The following is a 17009-nucleotide window of genomic DNA, read 5'->3' on the forward strand; positions in this document are numbered from 1 at the left end:
CCGATTTAGCCAGTAGAGAGTGACTGGTGGCTAGTGGCTGGTGACTAGAAAAAAGTCTAGCCACTAGCCACTAGATACTAGCCACTTACAAATGACCAATGACATTAAATCGAATAGTATAACGGAAAAGATTTCGCTTCTCTGGGTTTGACATAAACCTTTTGCTGCGGTTCGAGTTGCAGTTGGTCGAAGCGATCGCGGGTGAGATGCGCCATCACCACTTGTCCGTCATCTAAAGTTAACTCTGCCTGAATTTCCCAGCCGAGATGAATAATCCGACTGACTCTCGCGGGGACACTCGTACCGTTGGGTTCTGTCTCGATCGCCACATCCTGAGGACGCAGGAAGATTTCCGGGTGGGCAGAATCAAACCCGTTACCCTGAAATATTTTCGCCGTACTCGGTAACACGTTCACTGGACCAATGAAACTCATTACGAATGCAGTGGCGGGATGGTCGTAAATTTGGGCTGGTGTTCCTACCTGTTCGACTTTACCTTTATTCATCACGACAATTTCATCAGCAACTTCCATCGCCTCTTCTTGGTCGTGGGTGACAAATACTGTCGTAACGTGGACTTCATCGTGGAGGCGGCGCAACCAGGCGCGTAAATCTTTCCGCACTTTGGCATCTAGCGCCCCGAAGGGTTCGTCTAGTAACAAAACTTTTGGTTCTACCGCTAGCGCCCGCGCCAAGGCAACTCTTTGTCTCTGTCCGCCTGAAAGCTGCGAAGGATAGCGATCGCCCAATCCTTTTAATTGCACTAACTCTAATAATTCTTCTACCCGCCCTTTAACTTTCCCTTTGGTGGCTTTGCGAATTTCCATCCCAAAGGCGACGTTTTGGCGTACCGTCATATGTTTGAACAAAGCGTAGTGCTGAAATACAAACCCAATATTCCGATCCTGTACGCTTTGATTGGTCGCATCTTTACCCGTCAGCAAGATTTTACCGCTATCCGGCATCTCCAACCCCGCAATCAGACGTAAAAGCGTAGACTTCCCCGATCCTGACGGACCTAACAAAGCGACTAATGAACCACTTTCAATCTCTAAACTGACGTTTTCGACAGCGGTAAAACTGCCAAACTGTTTCGTGACGTTTTCTACAACAATACCCATTTTGATTGAGGTAGGGGCTAGGGGCTGGAGGCTTAGGAATCAGTTGTCAGCATTCGACAATAACTTATCCCTTTAATTTCCAGTTTATCGGTGGGATTACAGTAGATATATACCATACATTAGCAGCTCTTGTCTGCCGAAACTGAGTTAGTCAATACATTACAACAATTTTCCTGTCTGTTGTAACTGCTGGTTCGCTGATAGATAAGTAATACTTCTTCTTACTATTTATTTTTTATTTGTCAAGTCATCTTGCTTTTTCGTAACATTTTTGTTACATTAGTTTACAAGAGTTAATAAATAGGAAGTAAACACTATGTACACGACTACCAACGAAGAAGGCATTCTGAATAACTACGCTACCGAGCCACAAATGTACTATTCCGAGTATCCATCCCCAGAACAACAGAGTCGCTATGCTTTTCAAGGCGCGATCGCTGGTGTATTTGTCATGGCTATAGTATTAGTTGCTCTAGTTGCTAGCTAAGTTTTTTAATTTCAAGATTTAAGTTCGATAACAGTAGCTCCCATCGGCATTTAATTCCTCCTCTTGCACCTCGGCTCTTGAGTCGAGGTTTTTTGTTACCCAGCAGCTTTATTTGCGAAGTTGTGCCAGCTAATCGTGTAGATATGGATGTGGGTTATTTTGCTACACAGAACGAATTGGTAGCGATCGCCCATGACGAATGTTAAAAGATGCGAGTAACTGGCAATTTTGTTTCAGGTTTAGGTATTCTACAAGAGTTACTTTTGTGATGTAAGCCTGTGACAGTCACCGATTCTACAAAACAGTACCATTACAAACCCTCGCATAAACCAAACCAGCTATTATATGGCACTGGACAAGTTGCAGTAGTGACTGGTTGGACTGTCAAACAGGCGATCGCTAAGCATTTGCAACAGAGCGAATATGCAGTCATCGGACAGTTATACTCGCCAACGCGGGGAATTAACTTGCTGATCCGCAATTTACTCGCCAATCCTCACGTTCGTTTCTTAGTCGTTCTCAACGCTACTAAAGAAGATAGAAACTCAGGGGGTACGAAGTGCTTGTTAGATTTTTTCGAGCATGGCTTTGCAGCAGGGTCAAGCGATACGGGAAAGCCCTGCTGGATAATTCGTTCCTCCATTTCTGGGTATATCGATATGGAAGTCGATGCTTTTGCATTGGAACAGTTGCGGCAAAATCTTGTAGTTAAGGAAGTGTTTTCGATTACTGAAGCAGTTGAGCAGACGCGCAATTTTGTTGCTGTGACTCAACAACAAGAAATACAGCCTTGGGGTGTGCCTTTAGAATTTCCTATAGGGAGTGTAGTTCCTACAGTTTTACCTGGAAATCGTTACGGACATCGAATTGAAGGAAAAACAATTGCTGAAACTTGGGTGAAAATTATTCACCGAATCAAAACGACAGGAACAATTCGACCTACTGGCTACGATGGGCAATGGCAGGAATTGATTGATCTGATGGCAATTGTCACTGACGAACCAGAGGATTTCTATTTTCCCGAACCAAATTATTTACCATGCGATCGCGCTTTCATTCAAGAATATCTCTCGCAGATTTTAGACGACCAGCCCTATAGAGAAGGGGTGAAATATACTTACGGTCAAAGATTGCGATCGCATTTTGGTCGGGATCAAGTCGAGCAGGTGATTCAAAAGCTGATCGGAGAGATCGATGCTGCTAGTGCCGTCATGACACTGTGGGATGTGAAAGACCATGAAAAAGGTGGTAGCCCGTGTTTAAATCATATTTGGGTGAGAGTTGTCGAGCAAGAAATATCATTAACAGCGACGTTACGCAGTAACGATATGTTTTCGGCATGGGCTGCAAACGCTATGGGATTGAGGGCGTTACAACAGCATATTCGAGATGAAATTGCCGCTCGTTCTAGTTACGATTTACGCATGGGACCGCTGATTACAATTAGCCAATCAGCCCACATATATGACGATACTTGGGAAAATGTAGACCAACTGATTAAGCAGCAGTACGCAGTAATTGCTAAACAATTAGACTATAACGATCCATGTGGAAACTTCCTAATTGAAGTTACAGATGGTGAGATAGTTGTTACCCAAACAACACCTGGTAACGGTGAGGTTGTTGCTTGCTATTCTGGGAAAAATCCCTTAAAGCTATTAAGAGAAATTTGTGCTGCTTCTCCTTCTATTCGTCCAGATCATGCTGGATATTTAGGAATGGAGTTGCAAAAGGCATCTGAGTGTTTGAAAACAGGAAAGTTATATAACCAGGACGGAAAATGACAGCTAGCGATGACCAAAGACCAACATGGAATGAGTACTTTTTAATGTTGGCTAAACTAGCAGCTACTCGTTCAACTTGCCTTGCTTTTCCAGTTGGCGCTGTAATTGTTAAAAACAAGCAGGTTGTAGCAACAGGTTATAACGGTTCGCCGTCTGGTTCGGCTCATTGTACTGCTCAAGGATACTGCTATCCGGGGTTGAGCAGTTGTGACGCTAGTAAGAGCCTACCATCACGGGCTGTACACGCAGAGGCAAACGCGATCGCCCAGGCTGCCAAACATGGTACATCTACTGATGGGGCGAGTATTTATGTGACTTTAGAACCTTGTCTATCTTGTTTAAAGTTAATTATTTCAGCTGGAATTAAAGAAGTTTTTTATGAAACTTCCTTTAATGGTGGAGAAAATGCTGTAGTTAGAGATTCTTTTGTCACGGAAGGATTAGTTACTTTGGCACAAATTCATTTATCTGAAGTAACGCAGGAAAAAGCTGCTTTCTTCCTGCTCAATCCTACATCTATTGCTAGGTATGAAAATACTTATATTAGCTAGTTTTGTGAATTATGGCACTTTGAACAATTCGCGATTACAAGCGTCGAGCGTTTGTCATTCAGGCAAACAGCTTTCCCTGCTGACATAGCTGTAAGGCTTGAATTTTGACGGGACTGGCGCGTCTCGAACGCGCGACCTAGCGCTTAGGAGGCGCTCGCTCTATCCAACTGAGCTACAGCCCCAATCCTTTGCGATCATAGCATCAAAAGTCAAAAGTCAAAAGTCAAAACACAGGAGTCAGGAGTCAGGAGTCAGGAGCCAGCAGTAATTTTTCTCCCTCAGCTCCCGATCGCTCCCTCAGCTCTCTTCTCCCCTCAGCTCCCGATCGGGAGCGATCGCTCCCTCAGCTCTCTTCTCTCCCTCACTCCTCACTCCTCACTCCTCACTCCTCACTCCTCATTTCTGCCACGCACTATCCCACGGGTTGCCACCGATTTCTAAGCCACAGACTGAACTTGTAGCCTCCAGGATCGATTTCTTGCCACCACGACAAGAATAGAGTTGTAAACTCACTTGCCCGCGCATCGTATCCTTACAGCAGAAAACTAGCCCATTCTGGGTGGGCGCACGTAGGGGAGTGCCAGATAAATCTGTCGTCCCCGTTAAAATAACTTCGTAGTCAGCATTTCTCGCCTGCATTTGCCAGCAACCCCAGGGCTGGATGTTCCACGTTACCTCGGAGTTCCAAGGGACGAATTCGTAAAATTTACCCCGATAATGCAAGCCTACCATTGCTACAGATTCCATCCACCACAACACCCCACGTCTACCACCGCCAGCAGTTAAAGCTAAGTCGGGTTCGTCGTCAAAACTATTGCAATTCAGCCAAAACCATCTTTGAGGAAAAGCACCGCCCCAATTCTTTTCGCTATAGGCTGGGGCATTGGTAAACTCGTAGCGCTTACCGTACCAATCGATCCAACCCGTAGCTAAACCGTGCGCCATCAAGATTTGCCAGCCAGGTTCAAAGATTTGTAACGAAGACAGCCAACCAGCCGTAGATTGCTGTATTCTACCGCGATCGCCCCATCCATAAATCGGTTGGATCTCGTACTGCCAGCGGCAATAACCATTATTGGCGGGATCTCGGATGATACCTTGGTTCCAGGTCGCAGTCGCCTGATAACCCTGTTGGATGTGGCGATCGAATTCGTCAGGAGAAAGCCAATTTGCTTGAGTCTCTAAGTCTGTTTGTCCCCAATGTCCTAAAGCGAGTTGAGTCGGACTCGCCCAAAAGCGCTTGACATCAGGATAAGTCCGCCATAAATATTTATCGTCGGGACCGAGAATCTGGGCTGCGCCTCCACTATGGGTTTTACCACCGATAGGATCTTCGATGGAGTACATGAAAGCAAAAGTGTCGCCAGCAGGTAACGTGACGCGGTAATACCAGCCTTCAAAAAAACGGCGATCGCTACCATCCCAGTGATAACCACTATGAGGAGTTTGTGTTGAGGGAGTTTGTGTTGAGAAAGAAAAATTTTTGGGAATACTAACCATGACCGGATTTGTAAGTCCTATTCCAGTATGAGCGATCGCCTCATGCTATTGATGCAAGAAAGTTATCGCCATTGAGATGAGTCAAGTCGAAACCTATTACCAAATACTAGGACTAAAACCTGGTGCAACTGCTGCTGAGGTAAAGCACGCCTATCGTACCTTGGCGAAAACTTGGCATCCCGATTTATTTCCCGATCGCTCCCAATTAAAGCAGCAAGCCGAAGAAGAAATCAAAAAAATTAACGAGGCGTACCAGCAACTCAAATGGCAACAGCCACACGCGAGTAGAGTAGCTACGGTTACAGGGACTTACTCAACCTACAAATCTTGCGCTGAGACTTATTTTAAGCGAGGAATGGAGAACGCGAGACGAGGTAGATATATCGTGGCGATCGAGGATTTTACGCAAGCGATTCGCCTCCAACCTAACTTCGCAGCTGCTTACAAATATCGCGGACTCGCTTGTTCTCGATTGGGATACAAACATCGGGCAGACTCTGATTTTAAAATTGCTCTAGAACTGGAACCAAAACCCAAAACACCTAAGCTATCGCCTCACACTCGCTGGAAATGCGTCAACACTCTCATCGGACATACGAACTGGGTATTTGCCGTGGCGATTAGTCCAGGTGGGCAAACTTTAGTTAGTGCTAGTGCGGATACAACAATTAAAATTTGGGATTTAGCAACAGGAAAATTATTAAAGACTCTGATCGGACATACAGCATGGGTACGATCTATTGCTATCAGTCCCGATGGCAAATGGTTAATTAGCGGTAGCGACGATCGTACGATTAAGATTTGGCGGCTAGATACGGGAGAATTACTGCATACATTAATCGGACATGCCGATCCAGTTTGGTCGATTGCGATCGCGCCTGATGGGACAAAGCTGGCTAGTAATGGTAAAAATAAGACGATCCAGTTTTGGGATTTAACTACAGGACAAAGATTAGATACCCGTGTCGGTCAAGCAAACTCAGCATATTCTGTTGCTTTCAGTCCTGACGGGCAAACTTTAGCGATTGGTAGCTGTAATAAAACCATTGAAATTTGGCATTTAGGCATGGAACAACTGCTGCACGTCCTTAAAGGACATTCGAGTTGGGTCAATTCAATTTCCTACAGTCCTGACGGGCAGTTTTTAACCAGTGCTAGTTATGACAAGACAATTAAATTATGGCGATTGGGTACGGCTAAACCTTTTTCTGCTGTGACGTGGCATCACAGCTATGTAGGATTTGTGGTATTTAGTCCCGACGGGCAGACTTTAGCTAGCAGGGGAGATAATACGATTAAGTTGTGGTATCCCAGTACGGGAAAACAGTTATGTTCGCTTCAGGGACATTCTGACTGGGTGAATGGGGTTGCTTTCAATCCACAAGGGAACGTACTCGCTAGTTGCAGTCGGGATATGACGATTAAGATTTGGCAGTTAGATTGAGTGCTGGGAGAATGTAGCGATATTTCTACAAAAATTGGGCTGATTTCAATTGCTGTTCTGGTTCAGAAATATCACGTTCTCATTCCTTCGCAGTCTCGAGCCACTCTTGCATAATAATTTCTACATTGACCTCCTAACTCTTTACCCAATCTTCAACCGTTAAAGCCCAACGTTCATGGTCACGCCATTCTCCGTTGATTTTTAGGTATCGTCGAGAAAAGCCCTCTTTCGTGAAATCTAGTCGCTTTACCAAATTAATTGATGCTCTGTTTTCAGGCTGGATATTGGTTTCAACTCGATGTAAATTAAGTGTATCAAAAGCGTAATTAATTGCTAATCGCACACCCTCTGACATCAATCCCTGACCTGCAAAATCTACATCAATGTAATAACCAAGATAAACATTTTGAAACGCTCTATAGAAGATTTGACTGAAATTTGCTACTCCAATAATTTTATGGTCGGTTAAATGGCAAATCAGTAAACCTTCAAAATCCTCATTTTGGCAACAATTGATATAGTTTTTACACTCCTGCTCATTAAGTGGAGGAAAAGCCCAGGGGAAATGGAACTTCTCGCTTCTTCGGTGAAGAGATACCAATTCTTGACAATCTTCCTTGGTTGGTTTTCTGATAAAAACGCGAAGTGACACGAGGTTCTTGACTATATGGATGACGAATAAAAGCTTCTGAATTTAAATTTGGCAACTGCATTAAAATCAAAGTAGAATCATCAAATTATTTGCTGTCACTATCACCATATAAACTCTAGATTTAGAATAAAATTAGGTAAAACATTTTCCCCTGACAAAGTAGCAGGATTTTCTAATACTTCAACTTCTCTATTTTGTCGATAAATCTCTACTTGCCGAGACTTACGATTGATTAACCAACCTAAACAAACGCCATTGTCTCGGTATTCTTTCATTTTATCTTGAGCTACTTTTAAGCTATCACTTGGCGAAAGTAACTCAATAACAAAATCAGGACAAATAGGAGGAAATTTTTCTTTTTGCTGTTGGGTTAGTGCATTCCAACGCTCTAATTTTATCCATGCAGCATCGGGAGAACGATCTGCATCATTGGGTAACTTGAATCCACCAGAGGAATCAAAAGCTATCCCAGTTCCATCTGTGTCAGCCCAATTAAATAACTGCTGGTTTATTCTGCCATTACGGTTGCTGCTTTCTCCCCCTACAGGTGTCATTACGATCAGTTCTCCAGTCGCGTTGCGCTCAAATCTCAAATTTTCGTTTGCTTGACATAGCTGAAAAAATTGCTCGTCTGTCAACTTAATTACAGGATTCAGATTGAGCGTTAAGGCATTCATAGGAAGATTTTATATTAGGGTTTGGGCAGGTAAGACCTGCCCTACTAAAACTATTCTATGCCTTCAATCCGGTCTTCGACCTCCTGATACAATTCACGCAGCAGATCCAAATTGTTCTCATCAGTATCCCAATAACCGCGTCCATTTGCTTCTAATAAAGTAGAAACCATCTTGCGGAAGGAATGCGGATTTAAATTCAACAACCGCTGACGCATGGCTTCATCTTTAATGAAGGTGTCGTTAGCATCTTCGTAGATCCAATTATCGACAGCACCAGCAGTTGCACTCCAACCCATTGTATTAACTAACCGCTTGGAAAGTTCCCGCACGCCTTCATAACCGTGAGACAACATTCCTTCATACCACTTGGGATTTAACAACTTGGTACGGGAATCTAAACGCACGGTTTCTGATAAAGTACGGACTTGAGCGTTAGCTGTAGTTGTATCTGCCATGTAGGAAGCAGGCATCTTACCATCATTCCGCAGACTTGCTACAACTTTCGTTGGATCTGAGTCGTAGTAGTGCGATACGTCCGTCAAACTAATCTCGGACGAATCGAGATTTTGGAATGTCACCTCAGCAGTTTTGAGCGTAGTTTCAAAAATCTGCCGCGACTGTTCCATCGTCCCAGGATTGTCAGCACTAAAAGCAAAGGATTTGCGCTTGAGATACATTTCCTGTAACTCAGCTTCGCTGTCCCAAGTGCTGTTTTCTACTGCCAAATTAATATTGGATGAATAGGAACCGGAAGCATTGGAAAATACGCGGGTTGCAGCTTGACGCAAGTTAATTCCCATGTCCTCAGCTTGCTTCAAAGCATGTTTGCGGACAAAATTCATTTCTACAGGTTCGTCTGCTTCCGCCGCCATTTTCACCGCTTGATCTAGCAGGTTCATTTGGTTGATGAACAAGTCGCGGAAAACACCGGAACAGTTGATGACAACATCAATTCTAGGTCGTCCCAACTCTTCTAAGGGAATCAACTCCAACTTGTTCACCCGTCCCAAGGCATCGGGAACCGGACGCACGCCGACCATCCACATAATTTGTGCCAGGGATTCGCCGTAAGTTTTGATGTTATCGGTTCCCCAGAGGACGCAGGCGATGGTTTCAGGGAAGTTTCCCCCATTTTCTGCCTTATTGCGGTCTAACAAGCGATCTACGACGATTTTCGCCGATCGCACCGCTGCCATTGTTGGAATTGCTTGCGGGTCGAGGGCATGAATATTCTTCCCTGTAGGCAATACATCGGGGTTGCGGATCGGGTCGCCACCAGGTCCAGGTAAAATGTACTCGCCTTCTAATCCCCGCAACAAAGCCCCTAGTTCGTTATCCGCACAAACTTGTTGCAAGCAGAATTCTAAATATTCAAACAGGGGTTTGAGGGCATTCGGATCGACTTTGGCGTAACCTGCTTGATGCAAGGCTTCTACCCAAGGTTCCTTTTTACCCATATTGAAGAAATTGAGTTTAGAAACCAGAGAAACTCTGCCTTCTGCATCGGTTTGTGCCTTTACTAAGGCACTAACGGCGGCGCGGGTAGCCAGGGTGATGTCTTGTAATAATTGCACGTCTTCCAAGACACCGCGATCGCTATTTTGATAAATTTCGTCAACATCCCGCCCGACGCTATTGGCAATAATCCGAGGTAAACTCTGAATATCTTCTTCAGCCCGATCTAAATTACCAATATTAACCAAAGTTGCGATCGCTTCCTCTGCTGAAGGCGGCTTCCCAATGACATGCAACCCGCAAGGCAACAACCGCGACTCAATTTCCATCAACTTGCGATACACCATGCCGACAATATTATCCCGCTCCTCGGCAGTCATATCTTTGGCATCTTGCTCTGGCAAGTTAATATCTTGGTCTAAATTCACCATCCGGCACTTATCCATGATGGTGTTGACAATGGGGATACCGCGACCGGAATCTTTTAAAGTTTGATAAGAACCGATTAGTTCGCTTAATTCCTTCAAACCCTTATACAATCCAGCATTTTCGGCTGGCGGTGTTAAGTAAGAAATCGTTTCGGCATAACTGCGGCGTTTGGCAATTGTGGCTTCACTGGGGTTATTTGCCGCGTAGTAATACAAATTGGGAATCATGCCAATCAGATTATCTGGGTAGCAGTCACCCGACATCCCCATTTGTTTTCCTGGCATGAATTCTAAAGAACCGTGCGTCCCGAAGTGCAGCACTGCGTCGGCTTGCCAAATTTGTTCTAAATACGTGTAGTAAGCCGCAAAACCGTGGTGGGGGCTAGCAGAACGGGAGAATAACAACCGCATCGGGTCGCCTTCATAACCAAATGTCGGCTGTACGCCAATAAAAACATTACCGAATTGCTTGCCGTATACCAAAAGGTTTTGCCCGTCACTGTTGAGATGCCCTGGCGGTGGACCCCAGTTTTCCTCTAATTTTTGCGAATAGGGAGTAAGCGCTTCGTACTCCGGTACGGACATTTTATAAGCAACGTTGAGTTCGGGGCTGCTATACTGCGCCTGGGCATCGTGGATCACCTGTTCCATCAACTCTTTGGGCGACTCTGGCAAATCCTGCACGTCGTAGCCGTTATTTCGCAGGGCTTGCATCACCTCGTAAATGGAACCGAATACATCTAAGTAGGCGGCTGTCCCCACGTTACCCTTATCGGGTGGGAAGCTGAATACGGTAATGGCAACTTTTTTTGCGAGTTTTGGCTTGCGACGTAGGTTAGCCCACTTCATCGCACGTTGGGCGACGGCTTCAACGCGGTCTTGCAGGGCGATCGCTTTTCCTGTCGCACCGTCTCGACCTGATAATATAATCGGTTCGATCGCCCCATCCAATTCTGGAATGGCAATTTGTAGCGCCACCTGAATCGGGTGCAAACCTAGATCGCTATCTTGCCACTCTTCCGTTGTCTGAAACACTAAAGGTAAGGCAACCATGTAGGGACGGTTCAACCGCTTCAGTGCTTCAATTGCCTTGGGATGGTCTTGTCGTGCGGGTCCACCTACCAAAGCAAATCCGGTGAGGGAAATCACCGTATCGACAATCGGATTTTTGCTGACCGGATCGTAGAAATAAGCATCAACAGGCTTGGAAAAGTCCAAACCACCAGCAAAGACAGGAACCACCCGCGCCCCCATTGCTTCAAGTTCCTGTACGATTGCAACGTAATGGGCATCATCCCCCGTGACTAGGTGGGTGCGTTGCAGTACGAGTCCCACGCAAGGCGCTAGCGGGTCTTTTAAGTCGCTAGAGATATCTAGGCGGCTGTTGTGCCAGTTGAGGTATTCCTTGATATCCTCAAACATAGTGGTTGACAAAGGATGCCAAATACCCATGTCGGGATAAACTACTGGTTCCTGGTATTGTAGAGAGGTTGCATGCAACCTCTCTACACCATTCAACACGTATTTATCCGCCAGCATCAGCAAGAAATTTTGCAGGTTTTCCGGCGATCCGCCCAACCAATACTGAAAACTCAGCATGAAGTTACGCGCATCTTGGGCTTTATCGATGGGTAAATACTTCAGTACCTTGGGCAAGGTTTGGAGTAGCTTTAGCATTCCATCTTGGAAAGAAGACCCAGATTTTTCTTTTCGCTTGCGCATGAATTGGGCGATCGCGCTTTTGGATTGTCCCAACTGCGCCATCGAGAAGCTACCCATCTTGTTAAGGCGCATCACCTCTGGCATTGAGGGGAAGACAACAGCCACATCCAATTGCGATCGGTGCGGTTCTACTGCAGCTACCACCTTTTGCGCCAAGTCTTCAATAAAAATTAGTGAGGCGATGAAGATGTCGGCACTTTGGATATCGCGCTTAAACTCCTCGTAGTTTTCAGGGTCTCGGAGTTCTTCGATCAGATAGCCGCTAATTTCGATCGCCAAATTCGGATTGCTTTGGTTAATTTGGCGTACCGCTTGCGATAAGGCACTCTGATACTGGGACTCTAGCACGACATAGACCACCTTGATCAAAGCACGTTCTGCCAGGTTGTCGGGCGTAATGTGTCGGATGGTGGACTTGACGTGTGTGAACATTCGGTAAGGCTCCTTTGATGCGTGTTCTCTGTCTGTAGGGATCTCTGGCAATGAACGTAGGACACCAGATACACACTTTCCTAATGTCCCACTTGTACCTCTACGCAGTAAGTTCGGCGACCTCTACAGATTGCGAACTGGTCGCGTTACAGTTGAAAAACCGAACTGCGATCGGCGTAGAAAATACACGGCACATGAGTTTTTTTTATCAGAAAGTGCCTACCAAAAGTTAGACTCAGGCTGTAACTGACACAATTTGATAAAAATTTCGTAACTTTTCGTTACGTTTGTTAATTTTACCTGAAGTCGTTAATCATTAGGATTTGGACTAATCTTTGCAAAACTTTAATAAATAAATTTTAGAATTATGCTGTTAAATCTTCGTTTTATGATAGTCATAAAAGTCTAAAAAATTAAAAACAAGAATATGAAAAGGTACAAATGACCAATGACAAATGACAAATAACATCGATATCTTAGTTTTGTCTAATGGTCCTGGGGAAGTCACAACCTGGGTGCGTCCCGTCGTGCAAGCTTTGCGCCAGAAACTAGGAGAGGATCGCGATCGCGCCAGAATTTCGGTAGTGCTTTCTCCTTGTCCGAATGCTAGTGGCAAAGAAGCCGCGATCGCCCAATCTTATCCAGAAGTCGATCGAGTACAACCAGCAGAATACTTTTGGCAATTTTTGCTCTGGGGCAAAACCGCAGAAAACTGGGATTGGAGAAGTCGCGGTGTCGTCGTGTTTTTAGGTGGAGATCAATTATTTTCAGTCATCATTGGCAAGCGCCTCAGCTATCGCACTGTAGTTTATGCCGAGTGGGAGACGCGCTGGCAGAGTTGGATCGATCGCTTTGCCGTCATGAAACCAAACTTAATCGATAGCGCTCCATCAAAACATACCCACAAGTTTACGGTAGTAGGGGATTTGATGGCAGAAGCCTCTGGAGGAGTGAGGAGTGAGGAGCGAGGAGTGAGGGGAGAGCAGGGGAGCAGAGGAGCAGGAGGAGCAGGGGAGAATAACTATCAACTACCAACTACCAATTGCCAATTACCAATTGCCAATTACCAATTACCAATTATCCATGACCAATCCAAAATTGAATTAATTGGTTTATTACCAGGCTCTAAAGCTGCGAAACTGTCACAGGGAGTACCGTTGATGCTGGCGATCGCCGAATACATTCATACACAACGACCGCAAACGCGCTTTGTCATTCCCGTCGCACCTACTTTAGACGTGCAAACCTTGGCTGACTTTGCCAACCGTGAAAAAAATCCAATTATTCCTTTAGTAGAAGGTTCCACAGCCGAACTGATTCCTCACTCCTCACCCCTCACTCCTCACTCCTCGCCCCTCACTCCTCACTCCTCACCCCTACTAAAAACAGCTAGCGGCTTAGTAGTAGAATTGTGGACGCGATCGCCGGCTTACGATCTGTTGTCTCAATGTTGTTTGTGCTTGACAACCGTAGGCGCAAATACAGCCGAACTAGGCTCTCTAGGCGTGCCAATGATTGTTTTGTTACCAACTCAGCAACTAGACGCGATGCGGGCTTGGGATGGTATCCCAGGGGTACTCGTAAATTTACCTTTAATAGGAACGAGTATGGCAAAAGCAATTAACTGGTTAGTATTGCAGCGATTGGGCTTGCGATCGTGGCCCAACATCTGGGCAAAATCGGAAATTGTGCCAGAACTGGTTGGTAAACTCCAGCCTCAAACTGTAGCAGGACTCGTACTCGACTATCTACAGCATCCAGAAAAACTAGAAGAAATGCGCTCCAAATTACGCAGCGTGCGCGGACAAACAGGAGCAGCTGCTAAAATTGCTCAAATTGTTTACGAAGAACTTGGCAAATAAAGGGAGTAGGGAGCAGGGAGTAGGGAGTAGAGGAGATAAAATAACTAACTGGTCACTGTTCACTGTTCACTGTTCCCTACCGTCTCGTCGTCCTAACTCGTAGACTCCGCAACTAACGCAGGCAAGTATACCCATACTAATTGCCCAACTCCGACCTAAGCTCAGTTCGATGCCGTAATTACACAAACTGCCAAAAATCAAAAAAGGCACAATGCTGAATAACGAAGCGTAAAAAGCATTCTGAGATTCTCTCGCTATGCGGGTTTTTTCAAATTCTGCTCGATTTATATAAAGCGATCGCTCGGCAAAATTAAACCAGCGTTGGAGCTGGTGTATTATCCAGTCGCCTATGCCTGAAAAAGCTAAATATAACGCCAGCGACCACAAACTAGCTCCAGCGATCGCAGTAGCATCTAAATTGAGAGTAAACGGCAACATTTCTGTCAGCATGAGGTAAGAGCGTCTGGCGATCGATATTTAATTCATTAATTTAAAAATTCTAACGATAAATTTACACATTCGCGAGTGGTTCTGCACAGCTTGCCGGATGCTGGTTACTGATAACTAGCTCAGAGTAGATGCGTCCTTCCGTAGATTTACCCTTGCTATGGCAAGATAAATCGTGTTAAGTTTTTGCAGGATTTTCAGCAAATTGTGAAAAATCTGATTATTCACATTGTTAGCGAACCTAAATCTATAGCGAACTTAAATATAAATTCTCAGATGGAGGCAACACATGTTCGACCTCAACAGTCTACTAAAACTAATCAGTCAGTAATATCGGAATTTTTCCTTCTCCGCTAGTCAGTTGCCACTATTTTATTTAAGTTATATGAATCAAGTTGCGATCGCTCGAATTCTGCTAATGCCTGTGGTGTCAAACCATTACCCAGAACTAGGAGTCAAAGCATGAAGCAATTTCAACTCCTGAGGTTTCAAAGACTGGGTTTTACTGTTTCCAAAAAAAGTTTGCTGCTGGTTGCACTCAGTCTCGCCAGCTTACCCCTACTAGCATGGCATCAAAAAAAGGTGACAGCAGAGGAAGTAGCGCAAAACAAAATTGCCACTGGTAATCTTTGGCGCAAAGCATCCTTTCCGGTCGAAAATTTCCAATACTATAGTTCGCCTTTCGGCTACCGTCGCTCTCCTACTGGCGGTTCGGGCTTAGAATTTCACAGTGGTTTAGATTTAGTAGCACCTCAAGGTAGTTACGTCCGCAGTTGGTGGACTGGCACAATAGTCAAGGTTGCCGATCGCGATGCCTGCGGTACGCACGTTATTATTCGTTCTGGAGCTTGGGATCACATTTACTGTCACATGCAAGGACAGGTCGGTACTCAAGGCAAAAACCGCTACATGATCGATCGCGAAGGCGGAATTGTCCTTTGGGAAGGGCAAACAATACCCGCTGGAGCTAGAATCGGTCGTGTCGGTATGACTGGACGCACCACAGGACCTCACCTACATTGGGGTTTGAAATACGCTAACAATTACATCGACCCCGCTTTAGTCCTGCGGGTCATGTACGCTCAGCAAAAAGATGGGCAGTCTTAATTGTCATTTGCTAGCATCTGCCGACCAATTACCAATTACCACTCATCAACTGATATAATGATGAATCCTTGCTGCTCGTCAAAAAACTGAGAGCAGCCTTTTTGTCCAAAAGGAGATTATTGAGCGTACCATGCCATCAGCTTACGAAACAATGTACATTTTGCGTCCCGACCTGGGAGAGGAACAGATCGAACAGGCGATCGCTAAATATGAAAACTTCCTCAAAGATCAGGGAGCTACTAACCTACAAATTCAGCTGCGCGGTAAGCGCCGTCTTGCCTACGAGATTGGCAGACAGCGCGAAGGCGTTTACGTTCAAATGAACTATGAAGCGCCAGGGACAGCTATAGCTCCAATGGAAAGGGCAATGCGCTTGAGCGAAGAAGTCATTCGCTACCTGACGCTTAAGTCAGAGGAACCAACAGCCACCCCTGAAGCCGCAGCAGTGGAATAAAGCTATTGTAAAATTACAACAAGTAGGGTGGGCAATGCCCACCCTTTTTCATTTTTCAAAACTCTCAATTTCAGGCGATCGCCAACTAACGTATTAGAGCAGGTGAATTAACAGTTGTTAGCACTTCATCATAGCTATCAAAAATTTCAAATACAGAATCAAGTTGTGTTAGTTCTAATACTAGCCTTACGGAAGCTTGCACGTTACATAGGACTAGACGACAACCGATTTGTCTTGCAGATTTCAACCCACTAACCAAGGAAACTAAGCCAGCACTATCCATGAAATCAACTTGGGCTAGATCGATCACCCAGAGAGATTGCTTTTGAGGCATTAGCCTAGCCAATTGAGTTTCTAAGGCACTACCACCATTTTCGTCTAGGCGTTCTGGTGGCTGGAGCAAAATTAGTTGAAATTCTTGTGTACTCATCATTATTATTGCCGATTTATCAGTGCATACAATAGGGATTTAGACAAGCCAGTTATTGTGAATTTATATATAAGCCCGAATCAACTGGCGCAAATTGTCGATTGTCTGAAGCTTGTCCATTCAAGGGAATTTGAAATTTGGTTACTCAAGAATCATGGGAAGTTTCAACCTATAAAAATTTGTCCTTAAGTTTAATGAATTCACAAATATTTAAATAAAAAAATGACTGAATCAATCGCTTTTATTTACGTAAACTTGATTCCTATTTTAGGCTAACGATTTTTAGTGCATATATCCAACCGTAAAATCACTGCTGTTTCTGTTGTAGTTCATAGAGTTAATTCAATCGATCTCAGTAGATTCACGAGCGGACGCGGCTGCCTCAATCGCTACATTGTAGGTTTAATACCAAAACAATTAGGAAAGTATTCGAGCGGCTGCTTCAGATGAATCGAT

15 protein-coding genes and 1 tRNA gene are annotated in these 17009 nt (G+C 44.9%); 8 read left to right on the top strand and 8 right to left on the bottom strand.

What is annotated here, in order from left to right:
* Nucleotides 1–104: 104 nt before the first annotated feature.
* Nucleotides 105–1121 (bottom strand): sulfate/molybdate ABC transporter ATP-binding protein, encoded by a 1017-nt coding sequence (locus N4J56_RS07200; RefSeq protein ID WP_317105842.1) that lies wholly within the window; start codon nucleotides 1119–1121, stop codon nucleotides 105–107.
* A 316-nt stretch (nucleotides 1122–1437) separates the two neighbouring features.
* Between N4J56_RS07200 and psb34 the strand changes: the two genes are divergently transcribed.
* The 4 genes from psb34 to N4J56_RS07220 all read left to right on the top strand — a co-directional run bounded on the left by psb34 (nucleotide 1438) and on the right by N4J56_RS07220 (nucleotide 3943).
* A complete protein-coding gene (psb34, locus tag N4J56_RS07205; RefSeq protein ID WP_317105843.1) occupies nucleotides 1438–1608 on the top strand; it encodes a photosystem II assembly protein Psb34 in 171 nt (56 codons plus the stop codon).
* A 77-nt stretch (nucleotides 1609–1685) separates the two neighbouring features.
* Nucleotides 1686–1814, top strand: coding sequence for a hypothetical protein (locus N4J56_RS07210; protein WP_317105844.1), 129 nt, complete (start codon nucleotides 1686–1688; stop codon nucleotides 1812–1814).
* A gap of 72 nt (nucleotides 1815–1886) precedes the next feature.
* The gene (locus N4J56_RS07215) at nucleotides 1887–3392 is read left to right on the top strand and encodes a thymidylate synthase (protein ID WP_317105845.1); all 1506 of its coding nucleotides are present in this window, start codon (nucleotides 1887–1889) and stop codon (nucleotides 3390–3392) included.
* Nucleotides 3389–3943 carry a dCMP deaminase family protein gene (locus tag N4J56_RS07220; RefSeq protein ID WP_317105846.1) on the top strand — a complete coding sequence of 185 codons (555 nt, stop codon included), beginning with the start codon at nucleotides 3389–3391 and terminating at the stop codon, nucleotides 3941–3943. Before N4J56_RS07215 ends, N4J56_RS07220 begins: the two co-directional genes overlap by 4 nt.
* Nucleotides 3944–4051: 108 nt before the next feature.
* On the opposite strand, the gene N4J56_RS07225 is transcribed toward N4J56_RS07220, so the two are convergent.
* Both N4J56_RS07225 and N4J56_RS07230 read right to left on the bottom strand, forming a co-directional pair.
* Nucleotides 4052–4125: transfer RNA gene (locus tag N4J56_RS07225), tRNA-Arg, on the bottom strand.
* 214 nt (nucleotides 4126–4339) lie between these two features.
* A complete protein-coding gene (locus N4J56_RS07230; RefSeq protein WP_317105847.1) occupies nucleotides 4340–5443 on the bottom strand; it encodes a tocopherol cyclase family protein in 1104 nt (367 codons plus the stop codon).
* 76 nt (nucleotides 5444–5519) lie between these two features.
* Here N4J56_RS07230 and N4J56_RS07235 point away from each other — a divergent pair, with 76 nt between their 5' ends.
* Entirely contained in the window at nucleotides 5520–6887 is a 1368-nt protein-coding gene (locus N4J56_RS07235; protein WP_317105848.1) for a DnaJ domain-containing protein, read from the top strand.
* A gap of 133 nt (nucleotides 6888–7020) precedes the next feature.
* Here the strand turns inward: N4J56_RS07235 and N4J56_RS07240 are convergent, their stop codons facing one another.
* The 3 genes from N4J56_RS07240 to N4J56_RS07250 form a co-directional block, all read right to left on the bottom strand.
* A complete protein-coding gene (locus N4J56_RS07240) occupies nucleotides 7021–7539 on the bottom strand; it encodes a GNAT family protein (RefSeq protein ID WP_317105849.1) in 519 nt (172 codons plus the stop codon).
* A 101-nt stretch (nucleotides 7540–7640) separates the two neighbouring features.
* Nucleotides 7641–8216 carry a Uma2 family endonuclease gene (locus N4J56_RS07245; protein ID WP_317105850.1) on the bottom strand — a complete coding sequence of 192 codons (576 nt, stop codon included), beginning with the start codon at nucleotides 8214–8216 and terminating at the stop codon, nucleotides 7641–7643.
* Nucleotides 8217–8266: 50 nt separating this feature from the next.
* Entirely contained in the window at nucleotides 8267–12253 is a 3987-nt protein-coding gene (locus tag N4J56_RS07250; RefSeq protein WP_317105851.1) for a magnesium chelatase subunit H, read from the bottom strand.
* 455 nt (nucleotides 12254–12708) lie between these two features.
* Here N4J56_RS07250 and N4J56_RS07255 point away from each other — a divergent pair, with 455 nt between their 5' ends.
* On the top strand, nucleotides 12709–14115 hold the full coding sequence (locus N4J56_RS07255) for a lipid-A-disaccharide synthase (RefSeq protein WP_317105852.1): 1407 nt from the start codon (nucleotides 12709–12711) through the stop codon (nucleotides 14113–14115).
* A gap of 66 nt (nucleotides 14116–14181) precedes the next feature.
* Here the strand turns inward: N4J56_RS07255 and N4J56_RS07260 are convergent, their stop codons facing one another.
* Nucleotides 14182–14565: a hypothetical protein gene (locus tag N4J56_RS07260; protein ID WP_317105853.1), complete on the bottom strand. Its 384-nt coding sequence runs from the start codon at nucleotides 14563–14565 to the stop codon at nucleotides 14182–14184.
* Nucleotides 14566–15024: 459 nt separating this feature from the next.
* Here N4J56_RS07260 and N4J56_RS07265 point away from each other — a divergent pair, with 459 nt between their 5' ends.
* The gene (locus N4J56_RS07265; RefSeq protein WP_317105854.1) at nucleotides 15025–15669 is read left to right on the top strand and encodes a M23 family metallopeptidase; all 645 of its coding nucleotides are present in this window, start codon (nucleotides 15025–15027) and stop codon (nucleotides 15667–15669) included.
* A 130-nt stretch (nucleotides 15670–15799) separates the two neighbouring features.
* A complete protein-coding gene (gene rpsF, locus N4J56_RS07270) occupies nucleotides 15800–16123 on the top strand; it encodes a 30S ribosomal protein S6 (RefSeq protein WP_015153705.1) in 324 nt (107 codons plus the stop codon).
* An 85-nt stretch (nucleotides 16124–16208) separates the two neighbouring features.
* Here the strand turns inward: rpsF and N4J56_RS07275 are convergent, their stop codons facing one another.
* Complete coding sequence (locus tag N4J56_RS07275; protein WP_317105855.1) at nucleotides 16209–16556, bottom strand: STAS domain-containing protein; 348 nt, start codon at nucleotides 16554–16556, stop codon at nucleotides 16209–16211.
* Nucleotides 16557–17009 lie beyond the last annotated feature (453 nt).

Source organism: Chroococcidiopsis sp. SAG 2025 (genome assembly GCF_032860985.1).
GTDB lineage: Bacteria > Cyanobacteriota > Cyanobacteriia > Cyanobacteriales > Chroococcidiopsidaceae > Chroococcidiopsis.

What these genes read in the sequence shown, in the direction of transcription:
- N4J56_RS07200 (WP_317105842.1), bottom strand. Translation starts at nt 1,121, where the DNA reads ATGGGTATTGTTGTAGAAAACGTCACGAAACAGTTTGGCAGTTTTACC.
- psb34 (WP_317105843.1), top strand. Translation starts at nt 1,438, where the DNA reads ATGTACACGACTACCAACGAAGAAGGCATTCTGAATAACTACGCTACC.
- N4J56_RS07220 (WP_317105846.1), top strand. Translation starts at nt 3,389, where the DNA reads ATGACAGCTAGCGATGACCAAAGACCAACATGGAATGAGTACTTTTTA.
- N4J56_RS07230 (WP_317105847.1), bottom strand. Translation starts at nt 5,443, where the DNA reads ATGGTTAGTATTCCCAAAAATTTTTCTTTCTCAACACAAACTCCCTCA.
- N4J56_RS07235 (WP_317105848.1), top strand. Translation starts at nt 5,520, where the DNA reads ATGAGTCAAGTCGAAACCTATTACCAAATACTAGGACTAAAACCTGGT.
- N4J56_RS07245 (WP_317105850.1), bottom strand. Translation starts at nt 8,216, where the DNA reads ATGAATGCCTTAACGCTCAATCTGAATCCTGTAATTAAGTTGACAGAC.
- N4J56_RS07250 (WP_317105851.1), bottom strand. Translation starts at nt 12,253, where the DNA reads ATGTTCACACACGTCAAGTCCACCATCCGACACATTACGCCCGACAAC.
- N4J56_RS07255 (WP_317105852.1), top strand. Translation starts at nt 12,709, where the DNA reads ATGACAAATAACATCGATATCTTAGTTTTGTCTAATGGTCCTGGGGAA.
- N4J56_RS07260 (WP_317105853.1), bottom strand. Translation starts at nt 14,565, where the DNA reads ATGCTGACAGAAATGTTGCCGTTTACTCTCAATTTAGATGCTACTGCG.
- N4J56_RS07265 (WP_317105854.1), top strand. Translation starts at nt 15,025, where the DNA reads ATGAAGCAATTTCAACTCCTGAGGTTTCAAAGACTGGGTTTTACTGTT.
- rpsF (WP_015153705.1), top strand. Translation starts at nt 15,800, where the DNA reads ATGCCATCAGCTTACGAAACAATGTACATTTTGCGTCCCGACCTGGGA.
- N4J56_RS07275 (WP_317105855.1), bottom strand. Translation starts at nt 16,556, where the DNA reads ATGATGAGTACACAAGAATTTCAACTAATTTTGCTCCAGCCACCAGAA.